General features: G+C 64.9%; 17 protein-coding genes. 7 read left to right on the plus strand and 10 right to left on the minus strand.

All coding sequences use genetic code 11. The annotated features are described in order from the left end of the window. Positions 1–190: 190 nt before the first annotated feature. The 4 genes from AC628_RS36780 to AC628_RS36795 all read right to left on the minus strand — a co-directional run bounded on the left by AC628_RS36780 (position 191) and on the right by AC628_RS36795 (position 4,240). Positions 191–1,015 carry a carbohydrate ABC transporter permease gene (locus AC628_RS36780; RefSeq protein ID WP_074131561.1) on the minus strand — a complete coding sequence of 275 codons (825 nt, stop codon included), beginning with the start codon at positions 1,013–1,015 and terminating at the stop codon, positions 191–193. After that, positions 1,012–1,950, minus strand: coding sequence for a carbohydrate ABC transporter permease (locus tag AC628_RS36785; protein ID WP_074131562.1), 939 nt, complete (start codon positions 1,948–1,950; stop codon positions 1,012–1,014). The genes AC628_RS36780 and AC628_RS36785 overlap by 4 nt, the downstream gene beginning before the upstream one ends. Next, on the minus strand, positions 1,947–3,269 hold the full coding sequence (locus AC628_RS36790) for an ABC transporter substrate-binding protein (protein ID WP_074131563.1): 1,323 nt from the start codon (positions 3,267–3,269) through the stop codon (positions 1,947–1,949). The genes AC628_RS36785 and AC628_RS36790 overlap by 4 nt, the downstream gene beginning before the upstream one ends. Before the next feature lie 116 nt (positions 3,270–3,385). Then, positions 3,386–4,240 (minus strand): VOC family protein, encoded by an 855-nt coding sequence (locus AC628_RS36795; protein WP_074131564.1) that lies wholly within the window; start codon positions 4,238–4,240, stop codon positions 3,386–3,388. A 130-nt stretch (positions 4,241–4,370) separates the two neighbouring features. Here AC628_RS36795 and AC628_RS36800 point away from each other — a divergent pair, with 130 nt between their 5' ends. Both AC628_RS36800 and AC628_RS36805 read left to right on the plus strand, forming a co-directional pair. Next, the gene (locus AC628_RS36800; protein WP_074131575.1) at positions 4,371–5,738 is read left to right on the plus strand and encodes an NAD(P)/FAD-dependent oxidoreductase; all 1,368 of its coding nucleotides are present in this window, start codon (positions 4,371–4,373) and stop codon (positions 5,736–5,738) included. 153 nt (positions 5,739–5,891) lie between these two features. Continuing rightward, positions 5,892–7,079 (plus strand): 6-phosphofructokinase, encoded by a 1,188-nt coding sequence (locus AC628_RS36805; RefSeq protein WP_074131565.1) that lies wholly within the window; start codon positions 5,892–5,894, stop codon positions 7,077–7,079. 58 nt (positions 7,080–7,137) lie between these two features. Here AC628_RS36805 and AC628_RS36810 read toward each other — a convergent pair whose 3' ends face one another. The 4 genes from AC628_RS36810 to AC628_RS36825 all read right to left on the minus strand — a co-directional run bounded on the left by AC628_RS36810 (position 7,138) and on the right by AC628_RS36825 (position 12,327). Next, on the minus strand, positions 7,138–8,763 hold the full coding sequence (locus tag AC628_RS36810; protein WP_074131566.1) for an ABC transporter ATP-binding protein: 1,626 nt from the start codon (positions 8,761–8,763) through the stop codon (positions 7,138–7,140). Next, positions 8,760–9,590: an ABC transporter permease gene (locus tag AC628_RS36815; protein ID WP_074131567.1), complete on the minus strand. Its 831-nt coding sequence runs from the start codon at positions 9,588–9,590 to the stop codon at positions 8,760–8,762. Before AC628_RS36815 ends, AC628_RS36810 begins: the two co-directional genes overlap by 4 nt. A 2-nt stretch (positions 9,591–9,592) precedes the next feature. Beyond that, on the minus strand, positions 9,593–10,570 hold the full coding sequence (locus tag AC628_RS36820; RefSeq protein WP_074131568.1) for an ABC transporter permease: 978 nt from the start codon (positions 10,568–10,570) through the stop codon (positions 9,593–9,595). Between the two features lie 143 nt (positions 10,571–10,713). Further along, positions 10,714–12,327 (minus strand): ABC transporter substrate-binding protein, encoded by a 1,614-nt coding sequence (locus AC628_RS36825; RefSeq protein ID WP_074131569.1) that lies wholly within the window; start codon positions 12,325–12,327, stop codon positions 10,714–10,716. Between the two features lie 433 nt (positions 12,328–12,760). On the opposite strand from AC628_RS36825, the gene AC628_RS36830 reads away from it, so the two are divergent. Beyond that, positions 12,761–13,060, plus strand: coding sequence for an HU family DNA-binding protein (locus AC628_RS36830; RefSeq protein ID WP_016843119.1), 300 nt, complete (start codon positions 12,761–12,763; stop codon positions 13,058–13,060). 187 nt (positions 13,061–13,247) lie between these two features. Here AC628_RS36830 and AC628_RS36835 read toward each other — a convergent pair whose 3' ends face one another. Then, entirely contained in the window at positions 13,248–14,027 is a 780-nt protein-coding gene (locus AC628_RS36835; protein ID WP_074131570.1) for an SDR family oxidoreductase, read from the minus strand. Positions 14,028–14,349: 322 nt separating this feature from the next. Next, on the minus strand, positions 14,350–15,336 hold the full coding sequence (locus AC628_RS36840) for an ABC transporter substrate-binding protein (protein WP_074131571.1): 987 nt from the start codon (positions 15,334–15,336) through the stop codon (positions 14,350–14,352). A 473-nt stretch (positions 15,337–15,809) separates the two neighbouring features. Here AC628_RS36840 and AC628_RS36845 point away from each other — a divergent pair, with 473 nt between their 5' ends. The 4 genes from AC628_RS36845 to AC628_RS36860 form a co-directional block, all read left to right on the plus strand. Further along, positions 15,810–16,901, plus strand: coding sequence for an ABC transporter substrate-binding protein (locus AC628_RS36845; protein ID WP_074131572.1), 1,092 nt, complete (start codon positions 15,810–15,812; stop codon positions 16,899–16,901). Next, positions 16,879–17,895 (plus strand): ABC transporter permease, encoded by a 1,017-nt coding sequence (locus AC628_RS36850; protein ID WP_074131573.1) that lies wholly within the window; start codon positions 16,879–16,881, stop codon positions 17,893–17,895. The genes AC628_RS36845 and AC628_RS36850 overlap by 23 nt, the downstream gene beginning before the upstream one ends. Continuing rightward, positions 17,889–18,686, plus strand: a complete 798-nt coding sequence (locus AC628_RS36855) for an ABC transporter ATP-binding protein (RefSeq protein ID WP_074131574.1) — start codon at positions 17,889–17,891, stop codon at positions 18,684–18,686. Before AC628_RS36850 ends, AC628_RS36855 begins: the two co-directional genes overlap by 7 nt. Next, a partial coding sequence (locus AC628_RS36860; RefSeq protein ID WP_210190309.1) for an acyl-CoA dehydrogenase family protein occupies positions 18,680–19,120 on the plus strand: 441 nt, incomplete at its 3' end. The genes AC628_RS36855 and AC628_RS36860, both read left to right, overlap by 7 nt.

Below are 19,120 nucleotides of genomic sequence, written 5' to 3' on the forward strand. Positions count from 1 at the left end.
GTCCCCGCCTTCCGGCTCCCCTGCAAATCAGAAACGAAGGCGACAGATCACGAGCTACAAAAACACGACATCTTCACCCGCTACGGACAGTTGCCCGGTCGAACGCTGGCCGCCACCGGCACCTTTGCATGGGGTCGTTTTTGATATTTTGGCAGCGCCCCCGGCGACGGCCCCATAACTTCATCTTGCTCTAGCCGCCTTTCACCGCCCCCGCCGTCAGCCCGGCGACGATCTGTCGCTGCGCCATCACGGTGAGCAGCAGCACCGGTGCGGTCACGATCAGCGCGGCGGCGGCGAGCGGGCCCCAGCTCAGCTGGTCGAACGAGATCATGTTGTAGACCGCGACCGGCAGCGTGCGGGTCTCGCGTCCGGCCAGCACGATGCCGAACACGAAATTGTTCCAGGAGAAGATCACCGCGAGGATGAAGGCGACCGCGAGTCCGGGCCTCGCGATCGGCAGCGCGACATGGCGGAATACCTGCCAGCGCGTCGCGCCGTCGATCAGCGCGGCTTCCTCCAGCTCCAGCGGCGTGGTCTCGAAATAGCCGATCATGATCCAGATCACGATCGGCACCGTGACCACGAGATGGATGATGATCTGCGGCACCAGCGTGCCGAGCAGGCCGAGCCACTGGAACAGCAGGAACAGCGGGATCAGATACGACAGGCCCGGCGTGATGCGCGCGATCAGGATCACGATCGCCGATTTATGCGCGGCCATCCGCGCAATGCCGTAGCCCGCGGGCACGCCAACCAGCATCGCAAGCCCGGTCGCACAGCCGGTGACGACGAGGCTGTTGGTAAAATAGGTCAGGAAGCGGTTGGAAGCGAACACGTCGGCATAGTTCTTCCAGGCGATATGCTCGGGGAAGAACACCGGCGGATAGGAGGCGTTGTCGATCTCGAATTTGAGCGACAGCGAGGCCATCCAGAGGAAAAACAGGATCGCCGGCGAGACGATGACGAATACCGACAGCCATAGCCCGATCCGGCCGAGGATATAGCGCGGGTTCATGCCTCGCTCCCGAGCTGCGACGTCCACAGCAGGCGCTTGCGCAAGTAGAGCAGCAGCGCCGCCAGCGCGACGATCAAGAGGAAGAACACCACTGCGATCGCCGAGCCGTAGCCGAGGTCGTAATAGACGAAGGCGACGCTGTAGAGATAGACGTTGATGGTCTCCGACGCCGAGCCCGGCCCGCCCTGGGTGATCGCGAAGATGATGTCGAAACTCTTCACCGCGTCGATCATCCGGATCATGCCGGCGATGAACAGGAACGGCATGATCAAGGGGAGCGTGATGAAGCGGAACACCTGCCAGAAATTGGCGCCGTCGATCTGCGCGCTCTCGTAAGGCTCGGTCGGGATCGCGGCGAGGCCGCCGAGCACGATCAGCATCACCAGCGGCGTCCATTGCCAGGTCTCGACCAGCACCAGCGAGGGGATCACCGTCGTCGGGTTGAACACCCAGAGCTGCGGCGGCAGGCCGACCAGCGAGAGCAGATAGTTCAACACGCCGAGCTGCGGGTGGAACATCATGGTCCACACCAGCGCGATCGCCACCGGCGTTGCCATCATCGGCATGATGAAGATGCCGCGCAGGAAACCGCGCGCGGCGAATTTCTGGTGAAACACCACGGCTGCCAAGGTGCCGAACACCAGCGGCAGCAGCACCGACAGCGCGGTGTAGGACAGCGTGTGCCCGACCGCCTCGACGAAGCGGGGATCGGTCGGCAGCCGCAAATAGTTCGCGAGCCCGACGAAGACGGTGGGCGAGCCGACCTTCCATTCCTGCAGGCTCATCCAGATCGTGAACACCCAGGGAAAGATGATCACCGCCAGCACCACGACGAGTGCCGGGATCACGAACGGCCAGTAGGACGGCGGACGCCATTCACGCGCCGGGGCGGCCTGGTGGGCCGCCGCCGGCGAAGCTTGTGTCACCACGCTCACGCTTTTTCGCTACGCTCCAGGATGGGGCGGAATTGCTCGTGCGCCTTCTTCAGCTCGGTGGCGGGATCGGCGCCCGACAGCGTCGCGGTCAGCGCCGCACCGACGATGTCGCGGAATTCGGCAACCGGGATGATGACCGGCAGGCCGAGCTTGGAGATCTTGGCGGAGTCAACCACCGACTGCAGCCACTCCTTGGTCTTGACGCCCTTGGCGACCTCGGCATCGTCGACGATGGAGTTGCGGAACGGCACGCCGCCGCCGGCCTGCAGCAGGCGGGCGCCTTGTCCGCGCGAGACCACCCATTGGCAGAGCAAATAGGCGGCTTCCTTGTTCTTGCTGGCGGCGGCGATGCCGACGCCGTCGCCATAGGTCGACGAGAACTTGCCCTTCGGGCCGGCGGGCACCAGCGTGTAGCCGACCTTGCCGACGACGCGCGAGGCGGCCGGATCTTCCAGCGGCGGCGCCCAGCCGTCGGCGTCGATCCACATCGCGGACCTGCCTTGCGTGAAGGAGGCCATCGACTCCATCCAGTTGAAGCCGGCGACGCCGGGCGGTGCGCATTTCGTCAGCAGCCGCTGATAGAGTTTTGTCGCTTCGACCGCTTCGGGGCCGTCGGTCAGGATGTTGCCCTTGGCATCGAGGAATTCGCCGCCATAGTTCAGATAGAAGTTGGTCCACATCGCCATGTTGGCGTTGCGCAGGCCGCGGCCGACGAAGCCGTAGATGCCTTCCTTCGGATCGGTGAGCTTCTCGGCGGCGACCGCCATCTCGTCCAGCGTCTTCGGGACCTCGACGCCCTTCTTCCGGAACAGCTCCTTGTTGTAGTAGAGGATGAAATAGTCGACCGACCACGGCAGCGACAGCATCTGGCCCTTGTCGTTGCGCGCATATTGCAGCCCGGCCGCCGAGAAATCGCTCTCGACGAGGTCCGGCAGCGTCATGCTCGGATCCCTGAGATAGCCCGACATGTCGGCGAGCCAGCCGGCCTTCTCGAATTGCCGCTTCTGCACGTGATAGCTGAGGTGCACGACGTCGAAGCTCGGCTTGCCGGAGGACAGCTCGATCACGCATTTCTGGCGCTGCTGCTGCTCGGGGACCTGCTCCGATTCGACCTTGATGCCGGTGAGCTCGGTGAATTCCTTGATGTATTTTTGCAGATTGTCGCCGCGCGGTCCCTTGGCGAGGCTGACTTCCAGCGTGGTGCCGGAATATTTCTTCCAGTTGACTTCGGCGCGGGCCGGAAATCCGGTCAATCCAACCGCGCCGGCGGCAGCGGTGCCGGCCAGCATTTGCCGGCGCGAGATCAGGTGATGCGACATGTTTCTCTCCCTGGACGGTTCTTGTTTGGGAGAGATACTAACGTGTGAAGTTCGTCTGCCTAGCCCCCACTTGCGCGGCGCCGCTGCATAACGCAGCGCCGCGCCTGGTATGGCAGCTATGCCCTGACGAAGGCGAGCAGGGTGCCGTTCGCAGCAGCCGGCGGCACGGTGATGCCGCCACTGCTCTTCACGCCGGTTGCGCCGAGCGCTTTCTCGGTGGCGGCAAGGTCGGCCGCGATCACGAGGCCGGCGCCGCCGCGGTCGGACAGGCCATCCAGCGACACGCCGGGATAGCGTTTGCCGAGCTGGTCGGTGGTCAGGAACACGAAGTCGGCGCGATCGCCGCCGGACGGCACCGCAACGGCACCGTCGGCATCGCTCCTCACCGCGATATCGATCATCTTCGACAGATGCGTGGCATCGGTCGCGGGATCGGGCGAGACGATCAGCACCTGCTTGAGGCGTTTTGCCCCATTGGCATGCGTCATCAATTCGGGGATCCACACCGTCTCGCGGGTCTTGTGCTGGCAGGCGAAGATGCGGACGCCGCCGGGCGCCTCATTGGTTGGCCACTGGAAGGTGCGGAATTTCGCCGCCGAGATCGTGCCGTTCGGCAGCGTCACCGGGCGTTCGAAGTCGGTCGGCCCGATCGGCGTATAGCCGCGTGCGCGGATCTCCTCGGCGCCGGCGGCGGAATCCACTGCGGTGAACGCGATGCGTTCGATGCCTTCGCCGCGCTTCTCCAGGAAGGCGCGCGCCGGCGCATTATGTTCTGTCGGCGTCAGCACGCCGAGCAATTCCATGTAGTCGGGGTCGAACATGATGGTGTAGTTGCCCGATCCCATATGCGCGCTATGGGTGCCGCGCGGCGACACGGTGAAGCCGAGCCGTTTGTAGTTCTCGGCGGCCTTGTCGAGGTCCTTGACCATGACCACGGCGTGATCGATTCCGATGACGTTCTTGAGTGCCACTTGTTGTCTTCCCGGCTGGAATAAGAGACGTTGCTTGAGCATGATCTCTTTCGGAAAACCGCTACGCACTTTTCCGGATCATGCTCTAAAGCTAACCAGAATGACCGGGCACCCGCAAGAAAGGATCATGATGAGCAGCAATGCCGTGCGCTGGCCCAATTCGCTTTGGGCCGCAGTGACGCCGTCAGGCCCCGATTGCCCCGAGCTGACCGGCGCGCAGCAGGCCGATGTCGTCATCATCGGCGGCGGCTTCACGGGCCTTTCGACCGCGCTGCATCTGCGCGAGGCCAATGTCGACGTTGCGATCGTCGAGGCCGCTGAGCCGGGCTGGGGCGCCTCGGGCCGCAACAACGGCCAGGTGATCCCGACGCTGTCGCGCCCCGATCCGGATGACATCATCAAGCGGCACGGTGCAGCCGGCGAGCGCTTCGTTGCGATGCTGCGCGACAGCGCGGCCATGCTGTTCGACGTCGTCAAGCGCTACAACATCGCGGCTGAGCAGGAGCAGGCCGGCTGGGTGCAGCCGGTGCATTCGCCGGGCCGCATCAAGATCGCCGAGCGGCGGGTGCAGCAATGGTCGAAATTCGGCGCGCCGGTCGAATTGCTGTCGCGCGACCAGACCAGGGACATGCTCGGCTCGGACGCCTGGTACGGCGGCTTCTGGAACAGGACCGGCGGTCACGTCAATCCGCTGGCGTTGGCGCGCGGCCTGGCGCGCACCGTGCTCGGGCTCGGTGCGCGGATCTATGCCCGTTCGCCCGCGCTGAGCTTCGAGCGCCGCGGCGACCGCTGGGTGGTGAAGACCGAGAAGGGCGAAATCTCCGGCCGCGCGCTTGTGGTGGCGACCAATGCCTATAGCGGCGAGTTCACCAAATCGCTGGTGCCTGAGATCGCGACCGAGGTGATGCCGGTGCTGTCGTGGCAGATGGCGACGCAGCCGCTGTCCGACAATGTCCGCAAAACCATCATTCCCGGCCGGCAGGCGATGTCGGACACCCATGGCGAGCTCTATTTCGCGCGCTATGACGCGCGCAATCGCCTCGTCACCGGCGGCGCGGTGCTCGGCCCGGGCGACAAGACCGGGCGGCTGAAGGCGCGGGTGACCGACCGGTTGCAGCGGCTGTGGCCGCAGATCGGCGACGTCTCCTTCGATTACGTCTGGAACGGCTATGTCGGGATGACCGCGGATTTCCTGCCGCGCATGCATAAGCTCGGACCGAATGCCTATGGCTGGACCGGCTGCAACGGCCGCGCTGTCGCGCTGACGATCCCGCTCGGCCGCGAATTGGCGAAGGCGGTCCAGGGCGTGCCGGAGAGCGAGCTGGCGCTGCCGTTCACCGAGCCCGTGCAGTACGTGGCGCACGGCTTGCTGCGCAAGCTCGCGCCCTGGATGCTGGTGCTGTACCGGCAGCGCGATGCGCAGGAGCTGCTCGGGGGCGATCGCTTCGAGTTGCTGCGCTGGGCCGAGTATTTCCTCGCCTCGCGCCGGTCAAGGTGAGTGCGGACCAACGTTGCGCTTCGAAGAATGGGAGCCCAAACTGGTCCGGTGGAGCGCCGCGATCACGAGGATTCCGCCGTTGGCGGATTGTGTTGTGGAAACCCCGACGCGACGCAGGCGTTATTGCCATATACCGAGTCCTGGGAGGTGGGCATGGCGAGGAAGCGCATTGGTATTCTCACGGGCGGCGGTGACGTCCCCGGCCTCAACGCGGTCATCAAGAGTGTGACTTACCGCGGTAGCGAGGACGACATCGAGGTCGTTGGGCTGCGCCGAGGTTGGGAAGCTCTCACCCACCTGAACCTCGACGACCCCGCCAGCAAATCCCACTACCTCATCCCGCTGAACCGAGAAAATACCCGCGTCATCGATCGGCGCGGCGGCACGGTGCTGCACTCGAGCCGCACCAACCCATCCAAGATGAAAAAGCTACCCGATCATCTCGCGGGCCAGGACCTGCCATTCTCGGCAAGTAGCAAGGACGGTGCCGCAACCGGGACATGGGACCTCACCAAGCAGGTGCTGACGAACCTCTCGGGGCTTGGTATCGAGCATCTGATCGCGATCGGCGGCGATGATACGCTGAGCTACGCGGACAAGCTGAACGGACTCGGCGTCAAGATCATCGCCATTCCGAAGACGATGGACAACGACGTCCGCAACACCGAGTATTGCATCGGATTTTCGACCGCGATCACCCGCGCCAGCGATGCCATCCAGCGACAACGCACCACGGTCGGGTCGCACGAACGGATCGGCATTTTCCGGATATTCGGCCGCGATGCCGGATTTACCGCGCTCTACACCGCGTACGCGACCTCGATCCGATGCGCCATACCCGAATTCAAGGTCAATCTCGATAAGCTGATCCAGTTGCTGATTGAGGACAAGCGCGGCAACCCGAGCAATTATGCGCTGATCGTCCTCAGCGAGGGTGCCGAGTGGGAAGGTTACAAGGTGCAGGAATACGGCGAGCCTGACGCCTACGGTCACCGCAAGAAGGCCAGCGTGGCCGAAGCGCTTGCCGATGAGATCAAGCGTCGCGCGGGCGAAGAGACCATCGTTTCCGACCTCACCTACGATCTGCGATCGGGTGACCCCGACTTCATCGACAAGCTTGTCGCTCTGACGTTCGGCAACATGGCCTACGATGCCATCCTGGAAGGCAAGTCCGGCCTAATGTCGGCGCTGGTCGATGGCCGCTACGACCTCGTGCCCATCCCCGACGCCAGGCTTGGGCCGCGCAAGCTGGACGTCGCCAGCACATACAACACGACGCGCTACCGGCCCAGCTATGGCAACAAGCGGGGATTGCCGATTTTTCTCACCCGCGCGTCCTAGCATGGGACCCGGGAAACGGTCCGTGGCATGATCCGCTGCTGGGTCCGCCCGTGGCTAGCTACTCGGCGGCTGTGGAGTGCTCGCGCGCGAACTTGCCGCCGGGGATCGCGGACAGCAGCGCCTGCGTGTAGGCGTGCTGCGGCTTGCCGAACACCTCGGCGGTCAGCCCTTGCTCGACCACGGCGCCGTCCTTCATCACCGCGACGAGATCGCAGATCTGCGCGGCAACGCGCAGATCGTGGGTGATGAAGATGATCGAGAGGCCGAGTTGCTGGCGTAGCCCCGCGAGCAGTTTTAGCACCTGCGCCTGCACCGAGACGTCGAGCGCCGAGACCGGCTCGTCGGCGACCAGCACGTCTGGCTTCAGCGCCAGCGCCCGTGCCAGCCCGATGCGCTGGCGCTGGCCGCCGGAAAATTCGTGCGGGTAGCGGTCGCCGGCGGACGGGTCGAGCCCGACCAGCTCGAACAGCTTTCGCGCTTCCGCGATCGCGGTGCTGCGGTCGGTGCCGTGCACGATCGGTCCCTGCGCCACCAGCTCGGCGGCCTTGCGGCGCGGGTTGAGCGAGGCGAACGGATCCTGGAACACCATCTGGATGTGGCGGGTCTCGCGCCTGATCTCGTCGCGGTTAAGCTTCGCCCAATCCTTGCCATCGAGCCCGATCGAGCCGGTGTCGGGATCGATCAGCCGGACGATGCAGCGCGCCAGCGTCGATTTACCCGAACCGGACTCGCCGACGATGCCGAGCGTCGCGCCGCGCGGCAGATGCAGCGAAACGTTCTTGACGGCTTCCGTGATCCGCGCGCCGCGACCGAGGAAGCCGCCGGTGCGGTAAGTCTTGGAGACGCGGTCGATAGTCAGGATGTCCTTGCCGGACAGGATGCGCGGCGGCGGCGCGGTCAGCGGCGGGACGGCTGATATCAGCTGTTTGGTGTAGGCGTGCTGCGGGTCGTTCAGCACCTTGTCGGCGGTGCCTTGCTCGACGATCGCGCCGTGCTGCATCACCACGACGCGGTCGGCAATCTCGGCGACCACGCCGAAATCATGGGTGATGAACAGCACCGCGGTCTTCTTGCGCTGCTGCAAATCGCGGATCAGCTTCAGGATCTGCGCCTGCGTCGTGACGTCGAGCGCGGTGGTCGGCTCGTCCGCGATCAACAGCTTCGGATCGAGCGCGAGCGCCATCGCGATCATGGCGCGCTGGCGCTGGCCGCCGGAGAGCTCGTGCGGATAGGCCTTTGCGGCCGCCCTGGGATCGGGGATGCGGACGTCCTCGAGCAATGCCTGCACCCGCGCATTGATCTCGGACTTCGACAGGCCGGTGTGGATCGCAAACATCTCGCCGATCTGGTCGCCGATGGTGCGCAGCGGGTTGAGCGCCGTCATCGGCTCCTGGAAGATCATCGCGATGCCGGCGCCGCGCACATCGCGCATCGCCGCGGCATCTGCGGCGCAGAGGTCGCGGCCGTCGAACATCATCCGGCCCTTTTCGATCGTCACCTCGTTCGGCAGCAGGCGCATGATGGCGTTCGCCATCATTGACTTGCCGGAACCGGATTCGCCGACCACGCAGAGGATCTCGTTCGACGCAACAGACAATGAAACGTCGGACAGCGCATGCGGTCGGTCGGCGCCCTTGGGGAGCCGCACCGTCAGCCCGTCGAGCGAAAGGACTGTCTCGCTCATCGGCTCTTCAGCCTCGGATTGAGCGCATCGTTGAGGCCCTGGCCGACCAGCGACACCGCGAGCACGGTGACGAGGATCGCAATCCCGGGGATCGCCGAGACGTACCACTGCACCCGCAGCACATCGCGGCCGAGGCCGATCAGATTGCCCCAGGAGGCGACGTTGGGATCGGACAGCCTCAGGAAAGCGAGCGCGCTTTCCAGGAGGATCGCGACCGCCATCACCACGCTCGCGTAAACGATGACAGGCGGCAGCGCGTTGGGCAGGATCTCGCCGAGGATGAGCTGGACGTCCTTCATGCCGAGCGTCTTGCCGGCCTGCACGAATTCGCGGTTGCGCAGCGACAGGAACTCGGCGCGGGTCAGCCGCGCCGGCGCCGGCCACGACACCACGCCGACCGCGATGGTCACCGTGGTCAGGGTCGAGCCGAACACCGCGACCAAGACCAGCAGCAGCACGAAGTTCGGCAGGGTCTGGAACGCCTCGGTGATCCGCATCAGGACATTGTCGACCCAGCCGCCGTAATAGCCGGCGAAGGCGCCGACCAGGATGCCGATCAGGATCGCGATCACGGTCGCGACCCCGCCGATCAGCAGCGAGATCCGCGCGCCGTAGAAGATCTGGGCGGCAATGTCGCGGCCGGAATTATCGGTCCCGAGCAGGAAGCGCGGATTGGAGAACGGCCAGATCAGCGGCCGGCCTGCCAGCGCGAGCGGATCGCGCGGATAAAGGAAGCCCGCGCTGACAGCCATCGCGATCACCAGCAGCAGCAGGATCAGGCCGATCACCGCGGCCGGGCTGCGGAAGTAGCGTTTCATGGCGTCCATCGTCAGCCCTCCGCCGCGATGCGCGGATCGAGCCGCGCGTAGAGCAGGTCGACGACGAAGTTCACTGATATGACCAGCAGCGCGGACACGAACACGATGCCGAGCAGGGTGTTGAGGTCGCGCTGCACCACAGACTCATAAGCAAGGCGGCCGAGGCCGGGCAGCGAGAACACGCTCTCGACCACGACCGAGCCGCCGAGCATGGTGCCGGCCTGCAATCCGATCAGTGTCACCATCGGCAGCAGCGCGTTGCGCAGCACATGGCGGGTGATGACATGGGTCTCGTCCAGCCCCTTGGCGCGGGCGGTGCGGACGAAATCGAGGTTGAGCACCTCCAGCATCGAGGCGCGCATGATGCGGAGATAAATCGCGAGGAAGATCAGCCCAAGCGTCAGCGTCGGCAGCACCAGATGCGCGGCGATATCGAGCACGCGCCAGATCCCGGTCTGCACGGTGCCGATGTCCTCGAAGCCGCCCGGCGGCAGCCATTGCAGATAGACCGAGAACACCACGATCGCCATCAGCCCGAACCAGAACGAGGGTGTGGCGTAGAAGATCAGGCCGAGGGTGGAGATCAGCGTGTCCGGCCAGCGGTTGACGCCGCGCGAGGCGATCACGCCGAACACGAGGCCGAAGAAGAACGCAAACGACAGCGACGCCGTCATCAACAGGATGGTCGGCGGCAGCCGTTCCAGGATCACGGTCGCCACCGGCTTGCCGTAGATCGAGGAGAAGCCGAGGTCGAGCCGCACCAGGTGCCACAGATAGTTGCCGAGCTGCGCCGGAACCGAGAGATCGAGCCCGTAGAACTTGCGCAGCGCCTCGGCGCTCGCGGCGTCGCCGCCGCCCATCTGCGCCATCAGCGCATCGACAGTGTCGCCCGGCGCGAGCTGCAACAGCAGGAACACGCCGATCAGGATCAGGAACAGGGTCGGGATCGAGGCGGCGAGCCGCCGCCCCGCAAGGCTCAGGATACGCATGACTTTTACTCTGTCATTGCGAGCGAAGCGAAGCAATCCATCGCGCAGCGCGCGCGGAAGGATGGATTGCTTCGTCGCTTTCGCTCCTCGCAATGACGGTGTGGATGGATCCGCGCTCCATTGAGATTGAAACTGCGATCAACTCACGCCGAAAGCCAAAGATCGTGCCAGCTCGCCGAGCCCCAGCGCGGGGTGTTGGAGTGGTTGCGCGCCTTGGCCGTGATCACGGTGACGAAGATCTGCTCGATCGGCATCCAGACCGGCAGCTCGGTATTCACCTCCTTGACGAAATCGGCATAGAGCGCCTTGCGCTTGACCGGATCGACTTCGGTGGCGGCATTGTCGATGGTGGCATCGACGGTCTTGTCCTCCCAGCCCCACTGGTTGGTCCAGGGCGCGCCCTTGGGCTGGCCGGAGCGGTACCACACCGTGGTCGAGACCGCGGGGTCGTTGCGATACTGGTGCCAGCCGGTGGCGAGGTCGAAAGCGTGGTCGTCATAGACCTGCTTGAGGAAGCCGCCGCCGTCGTTGCGCACGATATCGACCTGGATGCCGACTTCGCCCAGCGACTGCTGGATGAAGGTTGACCACAGCGAGATATCCTCGCCCCACGGCGCAGGCAAGAGCTTCAGCGCGAAGCGGTTGCCGCCGGAGGCCTTGAAGCCGGCCTCGTCGAGCAGCGCGATCGCCTTGGCCTTGTCGTAAGGATATTGCGGCGTGTTCGGTCCGGGATAGAAGTCGGTCGAGGTCGAGGGGATCGGGCCGGTGCCGAGCTTGGCGAAATCGCCGAGAAAATTCTCGATGAAGAACGGCACGTTGATCGCGTGCGCGATGGCGCGGCGGACGCGGATGTCCGACAGTTCCTTGCGGCGGAAGTTGAACTCGATGGTGTTGGTGCGGGCGTTGCCCTCATTGCCCTTGGTCGAGACGATGAAGCGCTTGTCCTTGCCGAGCCGCGCCATGTCCGAGATCGTCAGCCCCGAGAACGGGCTGTAGTGCAGCTCGCCGGCCTCCATCTGGGCGGCCGCGGCGGCGCGGTCGGTGATCACCTTCCAGACGATGCGGTCGAGATAGGGCGCATTCGGCCGCCAGTAATCCGGGTTGCGGTCGGCGATGATGTATTGCCCGCGCTCATATTTGACGAATTTGAACGGGCCGGTGCCGACCGGCGCCAGATTGGTCGGGTTCTGCCTGATGTCGCCGCTCTCATAGAGATGTTTTGCCGAGACGTAGCCGAGGTCGGGCAGGGCGCGCAGCAGCAAGTTTAGCGGCATCGGCCGCTCGTAGCGGAAGATCGCGGTCTGCGGATCGGGGGTATCGACCGAGGTCAGGAACAGCTGCAGCGTCGATCCATAGTTGAGGATCTTCTTCCACATGTTCATCGCGGTGAAGGCGACGTCCTCCGAGGTGAACGGCTTGCCGTCATGCCAGGTGATGCCCTTGCGCAGCTTGAAGGCGACGGTTTTGCCGTCCGGCGTCGCCTCCCAGCTCTCGGCGAGCACGCCGACCGGCTGGCCGCTGGCGTCGAGGTCGACCAGGTTCTCCTGGATCTTGCCGCCGATGATGTAGACGCCGGTCGAGGCCTGGATGCTGGGGTTGAGCTGGCGCTGCTCGGCGCCGTAATGGACGTTGAACACGCCGCCCTTGCGCGGGGTCTCCTGCGCGAAGGCCCGCATCGGATTGATGACATTGGCTGCAATCGCGGCCGAGGTCAGAAGGGCCGTGCGGCGGTTGATCTCGAGGCGGCTCAAATCCATACGCGGGGTCTCCAGCACTTACATAAAGGCTTGCATCGGGCGCCAGCCGATCGGCGTGGCGCCCCTTCGCCAATGTTACCTTGGAAAGGGAACCCAAGTCATTTTCTAATGCCTCGGCCTTTTGGAGGATCGTTTCCGAAACCTGAAGTGGCGCTCGGCGGCGCATCGCAACCCGAATTGTGCGCGGCGTTGTCGCACCTCGGCGGTGCGAGATGCGCAAGGTGATTCTCTCAAGGGAGCCGTTTCGGGAGCCCCGAAGCCGCGCAAACCCTGTAATTTTAGGGGTCGGAAGTGCCTTGACTGGAAAAAACACTGGAAAAATCCCTGATTCGGCGGCTGTCCACAGCGATATTGCTGTGGGGAGTGCAGAAAACACTGTTTTTCTCGGCGTTTTCCGCCATATCGTGCCCACTCCAGAATCAATGGAGCAACCATGGCTACCCAACTGTCGAAGTCGCAAGTGATCGAGAAGATCGCGACCACCACCGAACTCTCCAAGCGCGACGTCAAGAACGTTTTGGACTCGCTCGTCGATGTCGGCCACAAGGAGCTGAAGAAGAACGGGGTGTTCCTCGTCCCCGGCTTCGCGAAGTTCGTTGTGGTCAAGAAGCCTGCGACCAAGGCGCGCAAGGGCACCAACCCCTTCACCGGCGAAGAGATGATGTTCAAGGCCAAGCCGGCCCGGAAGATCGTCCGCGCACGGCCGGTCAAGGCCGCCAAGGACGCGGTTTAAGAATAGAAGGCCTCCGGTGACGGAGGCCTTTTGCTTTTGGGCCGTTAGCCAGCCGCAGTAGGTTGCCTGCCCGCGAGAGTGTTCGAGCGAAATGGACACCGGCTCGCATGTGGAAACGCGCCGAAGCTAGCATCCGGAGCTCCGGTCCTGGTTGCACCAGGGGCCGGAGTTCTGGATCACCGGAGTGCTAGACCACCGGCGACCGGCCACCATCGACATTGATGGCGGTGCCGGTGATGTAGGAGCCTTGCTCCGAGGCCAGGAAGCAGGCGAGGTTGGCGAACTCCTCCGCCGTGCCGATGCGGCCGAGCGGCGTGCCCTTGGCAAGGCCCTTGGCGAATTCCTCGAAATCCGTGTTCGGCGCCTGGGCAGCATGTCGCTTGACCCATTGATCGCTCATGATCAGGCCGACCAGCAGCGCATTCACCAGGATGTTGTGCTCGCCGCCTTCATTGGCCATCACCTTGGTCAACGCCATGCCGGCCGCACGCGACACCGAGGTCGGCGCCGAATTGCCGGCCGGCGCCTTGGCGAAGGTGTTGAGCACATTGATGATGCGGCCCCATTTGCGCTGCTTCATGCCCGGCCAGACCAGCCGGCTGAAGCGGATCGCAGCGAACAGTTTCAGGTCGAGGTCGTCCTGCCAGGCCTCGTCGCTGATGCTCTCGAAAGCCAGCGTGCGCGCGGTGCCGGCGTTGTTGACCAGCACATCGATCCCGCCGAGATCGGCGACGATCCGGTCATGGGCCTTGCTGATGTCGGCGGCCTTCGCGACGTCGCAGACGTAATCCCGCACCGCGAGGCCGTCCTTGGCGAGCGCTTCGCGCGCCGCGGCGAGGTCGGCTGCGCCACGGGCGAGGATCGCGACCTTGGCGCCGGATTCCGCAAACCGCCGCGCCACCGCGATCCCGATGCCCTTGCTGCCGCCGGTGACCACCGCGACGCGGTCTTTCATCGATAGGTTCATTGTTGTTCTCTCCGATGGATCAAGGTCCCGGAGAGACGCTATCAAACCGACAGCGCGACCAACAAGGTCATGCAGAGCAGGTGTGCCGTGACAATCAGGGCGAGATGGAGCGGGCCGGACATCGGAGGTTTCCATTGTGGTGCGTGTCTGATGTGTCGTCAGGCGAGCACCGGCGTCTGACTCCCTCCCCCTGAAAGGGGGAGGGCGGGGTGGGGGTTGCTCTCCACGGGGGCCGGCGTTTGCGGAGAGAGCCGATCCCCACCCGGCTTGCGCTTGCGCGCAATCCGACCTCCCCTTTTCAAGGGGAGGTGAAGAACCGCCGCTAGTTCAAACTCGCGCCCGCGGTGAAGCTGCGGTCGACGGCCTTGCCGACATCCAGCGCCTTGCCGAGGATGCCGTAGCGGGTGGCGCGATCGGAGGCCGCCTGCACCTCCTTCACCACGGCCTCGTCGATCGCGATCGGGCTCGTCTTCTGCGCGGTGTAGGCGGCGAGCAGCACGTCCTCCGGCAGCTTGGTGAGATCGGCCGTGCTCTTCGCGTATTCGGCGAGGTGGTCGAGCGACCACAGCCGCGCCTTGTTGAGCCGCTGCACCAGGTTCTGCACCGCGGCGCGCTTGGTCGCGATGGCGTTGTCGGAGGCGACGATGAAGGTGACGGTCGGCGTCAGGCCCTCGCCGTCGGCGACGATACGCGCCTTGTCCTTCAGCGTCGCAAAGGAGACGTAAGGCTCCCACACCGCCCAGCCGTCGATCGAGCCGGCCACGAGCGCGATCTTGGCGTCGACCGGGCCGAGCGGCGCGAAGGTCGCATCCTCGATCTTGTTGCCGGCCTTCTCCAGCGTCGCGTCGATCAGGAACTGGCCCCAGCCGCCGCGGGTGCCGGCAAGGCGCTTGCCCTTCAGGTCGGCCGCGGTCCTGATCGGCGAATCCGCGCGCACCAGGATTGCCTGCGTCTTCGGATCGGCGCGCGTACCGCCGATCGCCTTGATCGGTGCGCCCGCGGCATAGACCGACAGGAAGGCGAGATCGCCGGTGTAGCCGACATCGAGCGCGCCGGCGTTGAGCGCCTCGAGGATCGGCGCGGCGGCCGGGAATTCCGACCATTCGATCTTGTAAGGCAGATCCTTGGCGAAGCCGGAGATCTCGAGCAGCGAGCGGTTGCCGCCCTTCTGGTCGCCGACCCGCAGCACGATGGCGTCAGCCGCGAACGCCGCCGCCGATGTCGAGAGCGTGATCGCAGCCGCAATCAGCGCGGCCGCGGTGCGGCGGGTGAAGGTATGAGGAGAGCCCGAGCGGGCGAGTTTGCGCATTTGCATTTTCTTTCTGATTCATTCGCTGCCCGGCGGGAGGCGCGGCAGCGTTCGATCAAGTCTATGAGACGGCCGTTCGCCGTCAACGAAACGGAAAACTGAAATCAGTCTGCGCGCAGCAAGGATGATCTCGCCGAACCGTCGTGCGTAGAACACATCGCGCGGATGAACGGCATTCGTTCAAATTTGGTGCAATCGATGCCGTGACGTTGCGCGTCTGCGTCGCAATATCTGCAAAAATCCTTTCATCGTCGCGCGCTGCGATCGTGGAGAGTTCAGCTGTCGCGCCGACAACATTCGAAATTCCATTTCATTGACGATGAACCTATCGCGCCGCATCATTTGCGCGTTGCTCGAGTGCAATAGCGCCGGAGAAATCCGCTTTTTCTAAACCATGAGCTTCGAACGACGAGGCGCGCGGACGGAGACGTTTTGCGTGCGGGGCGGAGCCTTGCCGAAATGCAGGAGTGATAATGTCGACCAATAAGAAGACGGTGATGGATCGCCGCACATTGCTGCGTGCGGGCGCCGCCGCGGCGTTTGCCGCGCCGATCGGGGCCTATAGCGCGCAGGCCTTCGCGCCGCGCCCGATCACGCCGGCGATCGACTTCTCCGAATTCCCGGTCTGCAAGACCGCGTCCGATGCGCCGCCTCTATCAGGCGCGCCGCGCAAGCTGAAACTGTCCTGGAACGCCGGCGCGGTCTGCCTCGCGCCGCTGCCGGTCGCGATCGACCATGGCTTCTTTCAGAAGCAGCACCTCGACGTCGAGCTCGTCAATTATTCCGGCTCGACCGACCAGCTGCTGGAGGCGATCGCCACCGGAAAGAGCGACGCCGGGCTCGGCATGGCGCTGCGCTGGTTGAAGCCGCTCGAGCAGGGCTTTGATGTCAAGATCGCCGCCGGCACCCATGGCGGCTGCATGCGGGTCCTGACCCGCACCAGTTCCGGCATAGGCAAGCTCGCCGACCTCAAGGGCAAGACCGTCGCGGTCGGCGACCTCGCCGGTCCCGACAAGAACTTCTTCTCGATCCAGCTCTCCAAGCTCGGCATCGATCCGGTCAGGGATGTCGACTGGCGCGCCTATCCCGGCAATCTGCTCAATGTCGCGGTCGAGAAGGGCGAGGTGCAGGCCTTCCTGTCGTCCGATCCGCTGGCCTATCTCTGGCTGAAGGATGCGCAGTACAAGGAGGTCGCCTCTAACCTCGATGGCGAGTACCGCGACAAGAGCTGCTGCATCGTTGGCCTGCGCGGCAGCCTGGTGCGCGAAGAACCGCACGTCGCGCGCGCCATCACGCAGGCGCTGCTCGATGCCGCGATGTTCACCTCGCAGAATCCGGACAAGGCGGCGAAATCGTTCCAGCCCTATGCGCCGAAGGCGGCGAGCCTCGCCGATCTCGAGGCGATGGCGCGCTACCACACCCATCACCATCATCCGACCGGCGAGGTGCTGAAGCGCGAGCTCAAGGGCTACGCCGACGATCTGAAATCGGTGCAGGTGTTCAAGCAGAGCACCGACACGGCCAAATTCGCGGAGCGGATCTATGTCGACGTATTCAGTGTCTGACGGGACCGCCGCAGCCGCGCCGCGCGCCGCGGTCACCTTCGCGGACCTTTCCGGCAGCTACGGCGTCGGGCTCGCCGCCAGCCTCGTCTGGCTCGCCTTCGGGCTGTCCTGCCTGTATTGGCCCGATGTCGGCGACTGGTCGCGAACCGGATCGCTCGGCATCGGCGCCATCGTGATCGCGGCCTTCATCCTGTTCGGCACGTTCAGCGCGGACTATCTCGGCAGCGCCGGCCAGGCGCTGCGCAAGCGCGCGCCGTGGCTGGTGGCGTTCGGCGCCTTCGTGACACTGTGGGAGGTCGCCACCGCGAAATTCGCCTGGCTGCCGCTGCCGTTCTTCCCGCCGCCGCAGTCGATCCTCGAAGTCTATACCGACGATCTGCCAAAACTGCTCGACAGCGTGTTCGCCTCGATCAAGCTGCAGCTCGGCGGCTACATCATCGGTGCGACGGTCGGCTTCATCACCGGCGTCTCGATCGGCTGGTCGCAGAAGATCGGCTACTGGGTGCATCCGGTGCTGCGCTTCATCGGCCCGCTGCCCGCCACCGCCTGGCTGCCGATCGCCTTCTTCACCTTCCCGTCGAGCTGGAGCGCATCGACCTTCCTGATCGCGCTCGCCACCGGCTTCCCGGTAACGGTGCTAACCTGGTCGGGCGTCGCAAGCGTTAGCAGCGCCTATTACGACGTCGCGCGCACGCTCGGCGCCAAGCCGTCATTCCTGGTGCTGAAGGTCGCGATCCCCGCGGCGCTGCCGCACGTGTTCGTCGGCCTATTCATGGGGCTCGGTTCGTCCTTTGCGGTGCTCGTGGTCGCTGAGATGATCGGCGTCAAGGCCGGGCTCGGCTGGTACCTGCAATGGGCGCAGGGCTGGGCGGCCTACGCCAACATGTATGCGGCGCTGATCGTGATGTCGCTGCTCTGCTCCGGCGCGATCACGCTGCTGTTCCGCACCCGTGACCGCCTGCTGGTCTGGCAGAAGGGTGTCGTCAAATGGTAGTGCAGTCCGCCGCCGAGGCAATCACCTATCCCGCCGTCGGCGCCGAACTCGACATCGAAGGCGTCAGTCACGCCTTCGATATCGACGGCGCCGTTCTTCCCGTGCTCGACAATGTCAATCTCTCGATCGCGCCGGGCGAGTTCGTCGCGCTGCTCGGTCCGTCCGGTTGCGGCAAGTCGACATTGCTGCGGCTGGTCGCCGGGCTGGAGAAGCCGCGCACCGGTGCGCTGCGCGAGGATGAAGCTCGCATCACGGGCCCGTATCCATCGCGCGTCGTCGTGTTCCAGGACCCGACGCTGTTTCCCTGGCGCACGGTGTGGGACAATGTGGCACTCGGGCTGGAGGCGCAGGGCATCCTGAAGACGCAGCGGCATCGGGTCGATGCCGTGATCGAGCTGGTCGGCCTGTCCTCGTTCCGCAATGCCTATCCGCACCAGCTCTCCGGCGGCATGGCGCAGCGCGTGGCGCTGGCGCGGGCGCTGGTCAATGATCCGAAGATCCTGGTGCTCGACGAGCCGCTCGGCAAGCTCGACTCGCTGACGCGGATCGCGATGCAGTCCGAGCTCGTGGCGCTGTGGCAGCGCAAGGGTTTTACCACGCTGCTCGTCACCCACGACGTCGAGGAAGCGCTGGTGCTCGCCAACCGCGTCATCGTGCTGTCCGATCGGCCGGCGCGGATCAAGGCCGACATCGCGGTCGGGCGGCCATACCCACGGCATCGCGGCGATCCCTATCTCGCCGAGCTGCGCAAGCAGATCCTCGGCCTGCTCGGACTGGAGGCGACATGGTGACGTCAGCAGTCAAGGAGCTGCCGTCGGCGACGGAGCCGGAGTACATCGCGCGTGCACAGCGGCTCGCCGAGGTGTTTGCGGCGCGCGCGCCGGCGCATGATCGCGACGCCAGCTTTCCCTTTGATAATTTCGCCGACCTGTCGCGCGAAGGCTTGCTGGCGCTGACCGTGCCGGTGGCATCAGGTGGGGGCGGGGCGGGTGCTCGCGAGGCCATTCGCGTGCTCGGCATCATCGGCAAGGCCGACCCGTCGACCGCGCTGGTGCTGTCGATGCATTACATCCAGCACCTGGTGATGGCGCGCAGCACGCGCTGGCCTGCGCGTCTGTCGCGCAAGCTTGCGAAGGAGACGGTCGAAGGCGTGGCGCTGATCAACGCGTTGCGGGTCGAACCCGAGCTCGGCTCGCCCGCGCGCGGCGGCCTGCCGGCGACCACG

Origin of the sequence: Bradyrhizobium sp. NAS96.2 (genome assembly GCF_001908235.1) — a bacterium.
Taxonomy (GTDB): Bacteria; Pseudomonadota; Alphaproteobacteria; order Rhizobiales; family Xanthobacteraceae; genus Bradyrhizobium.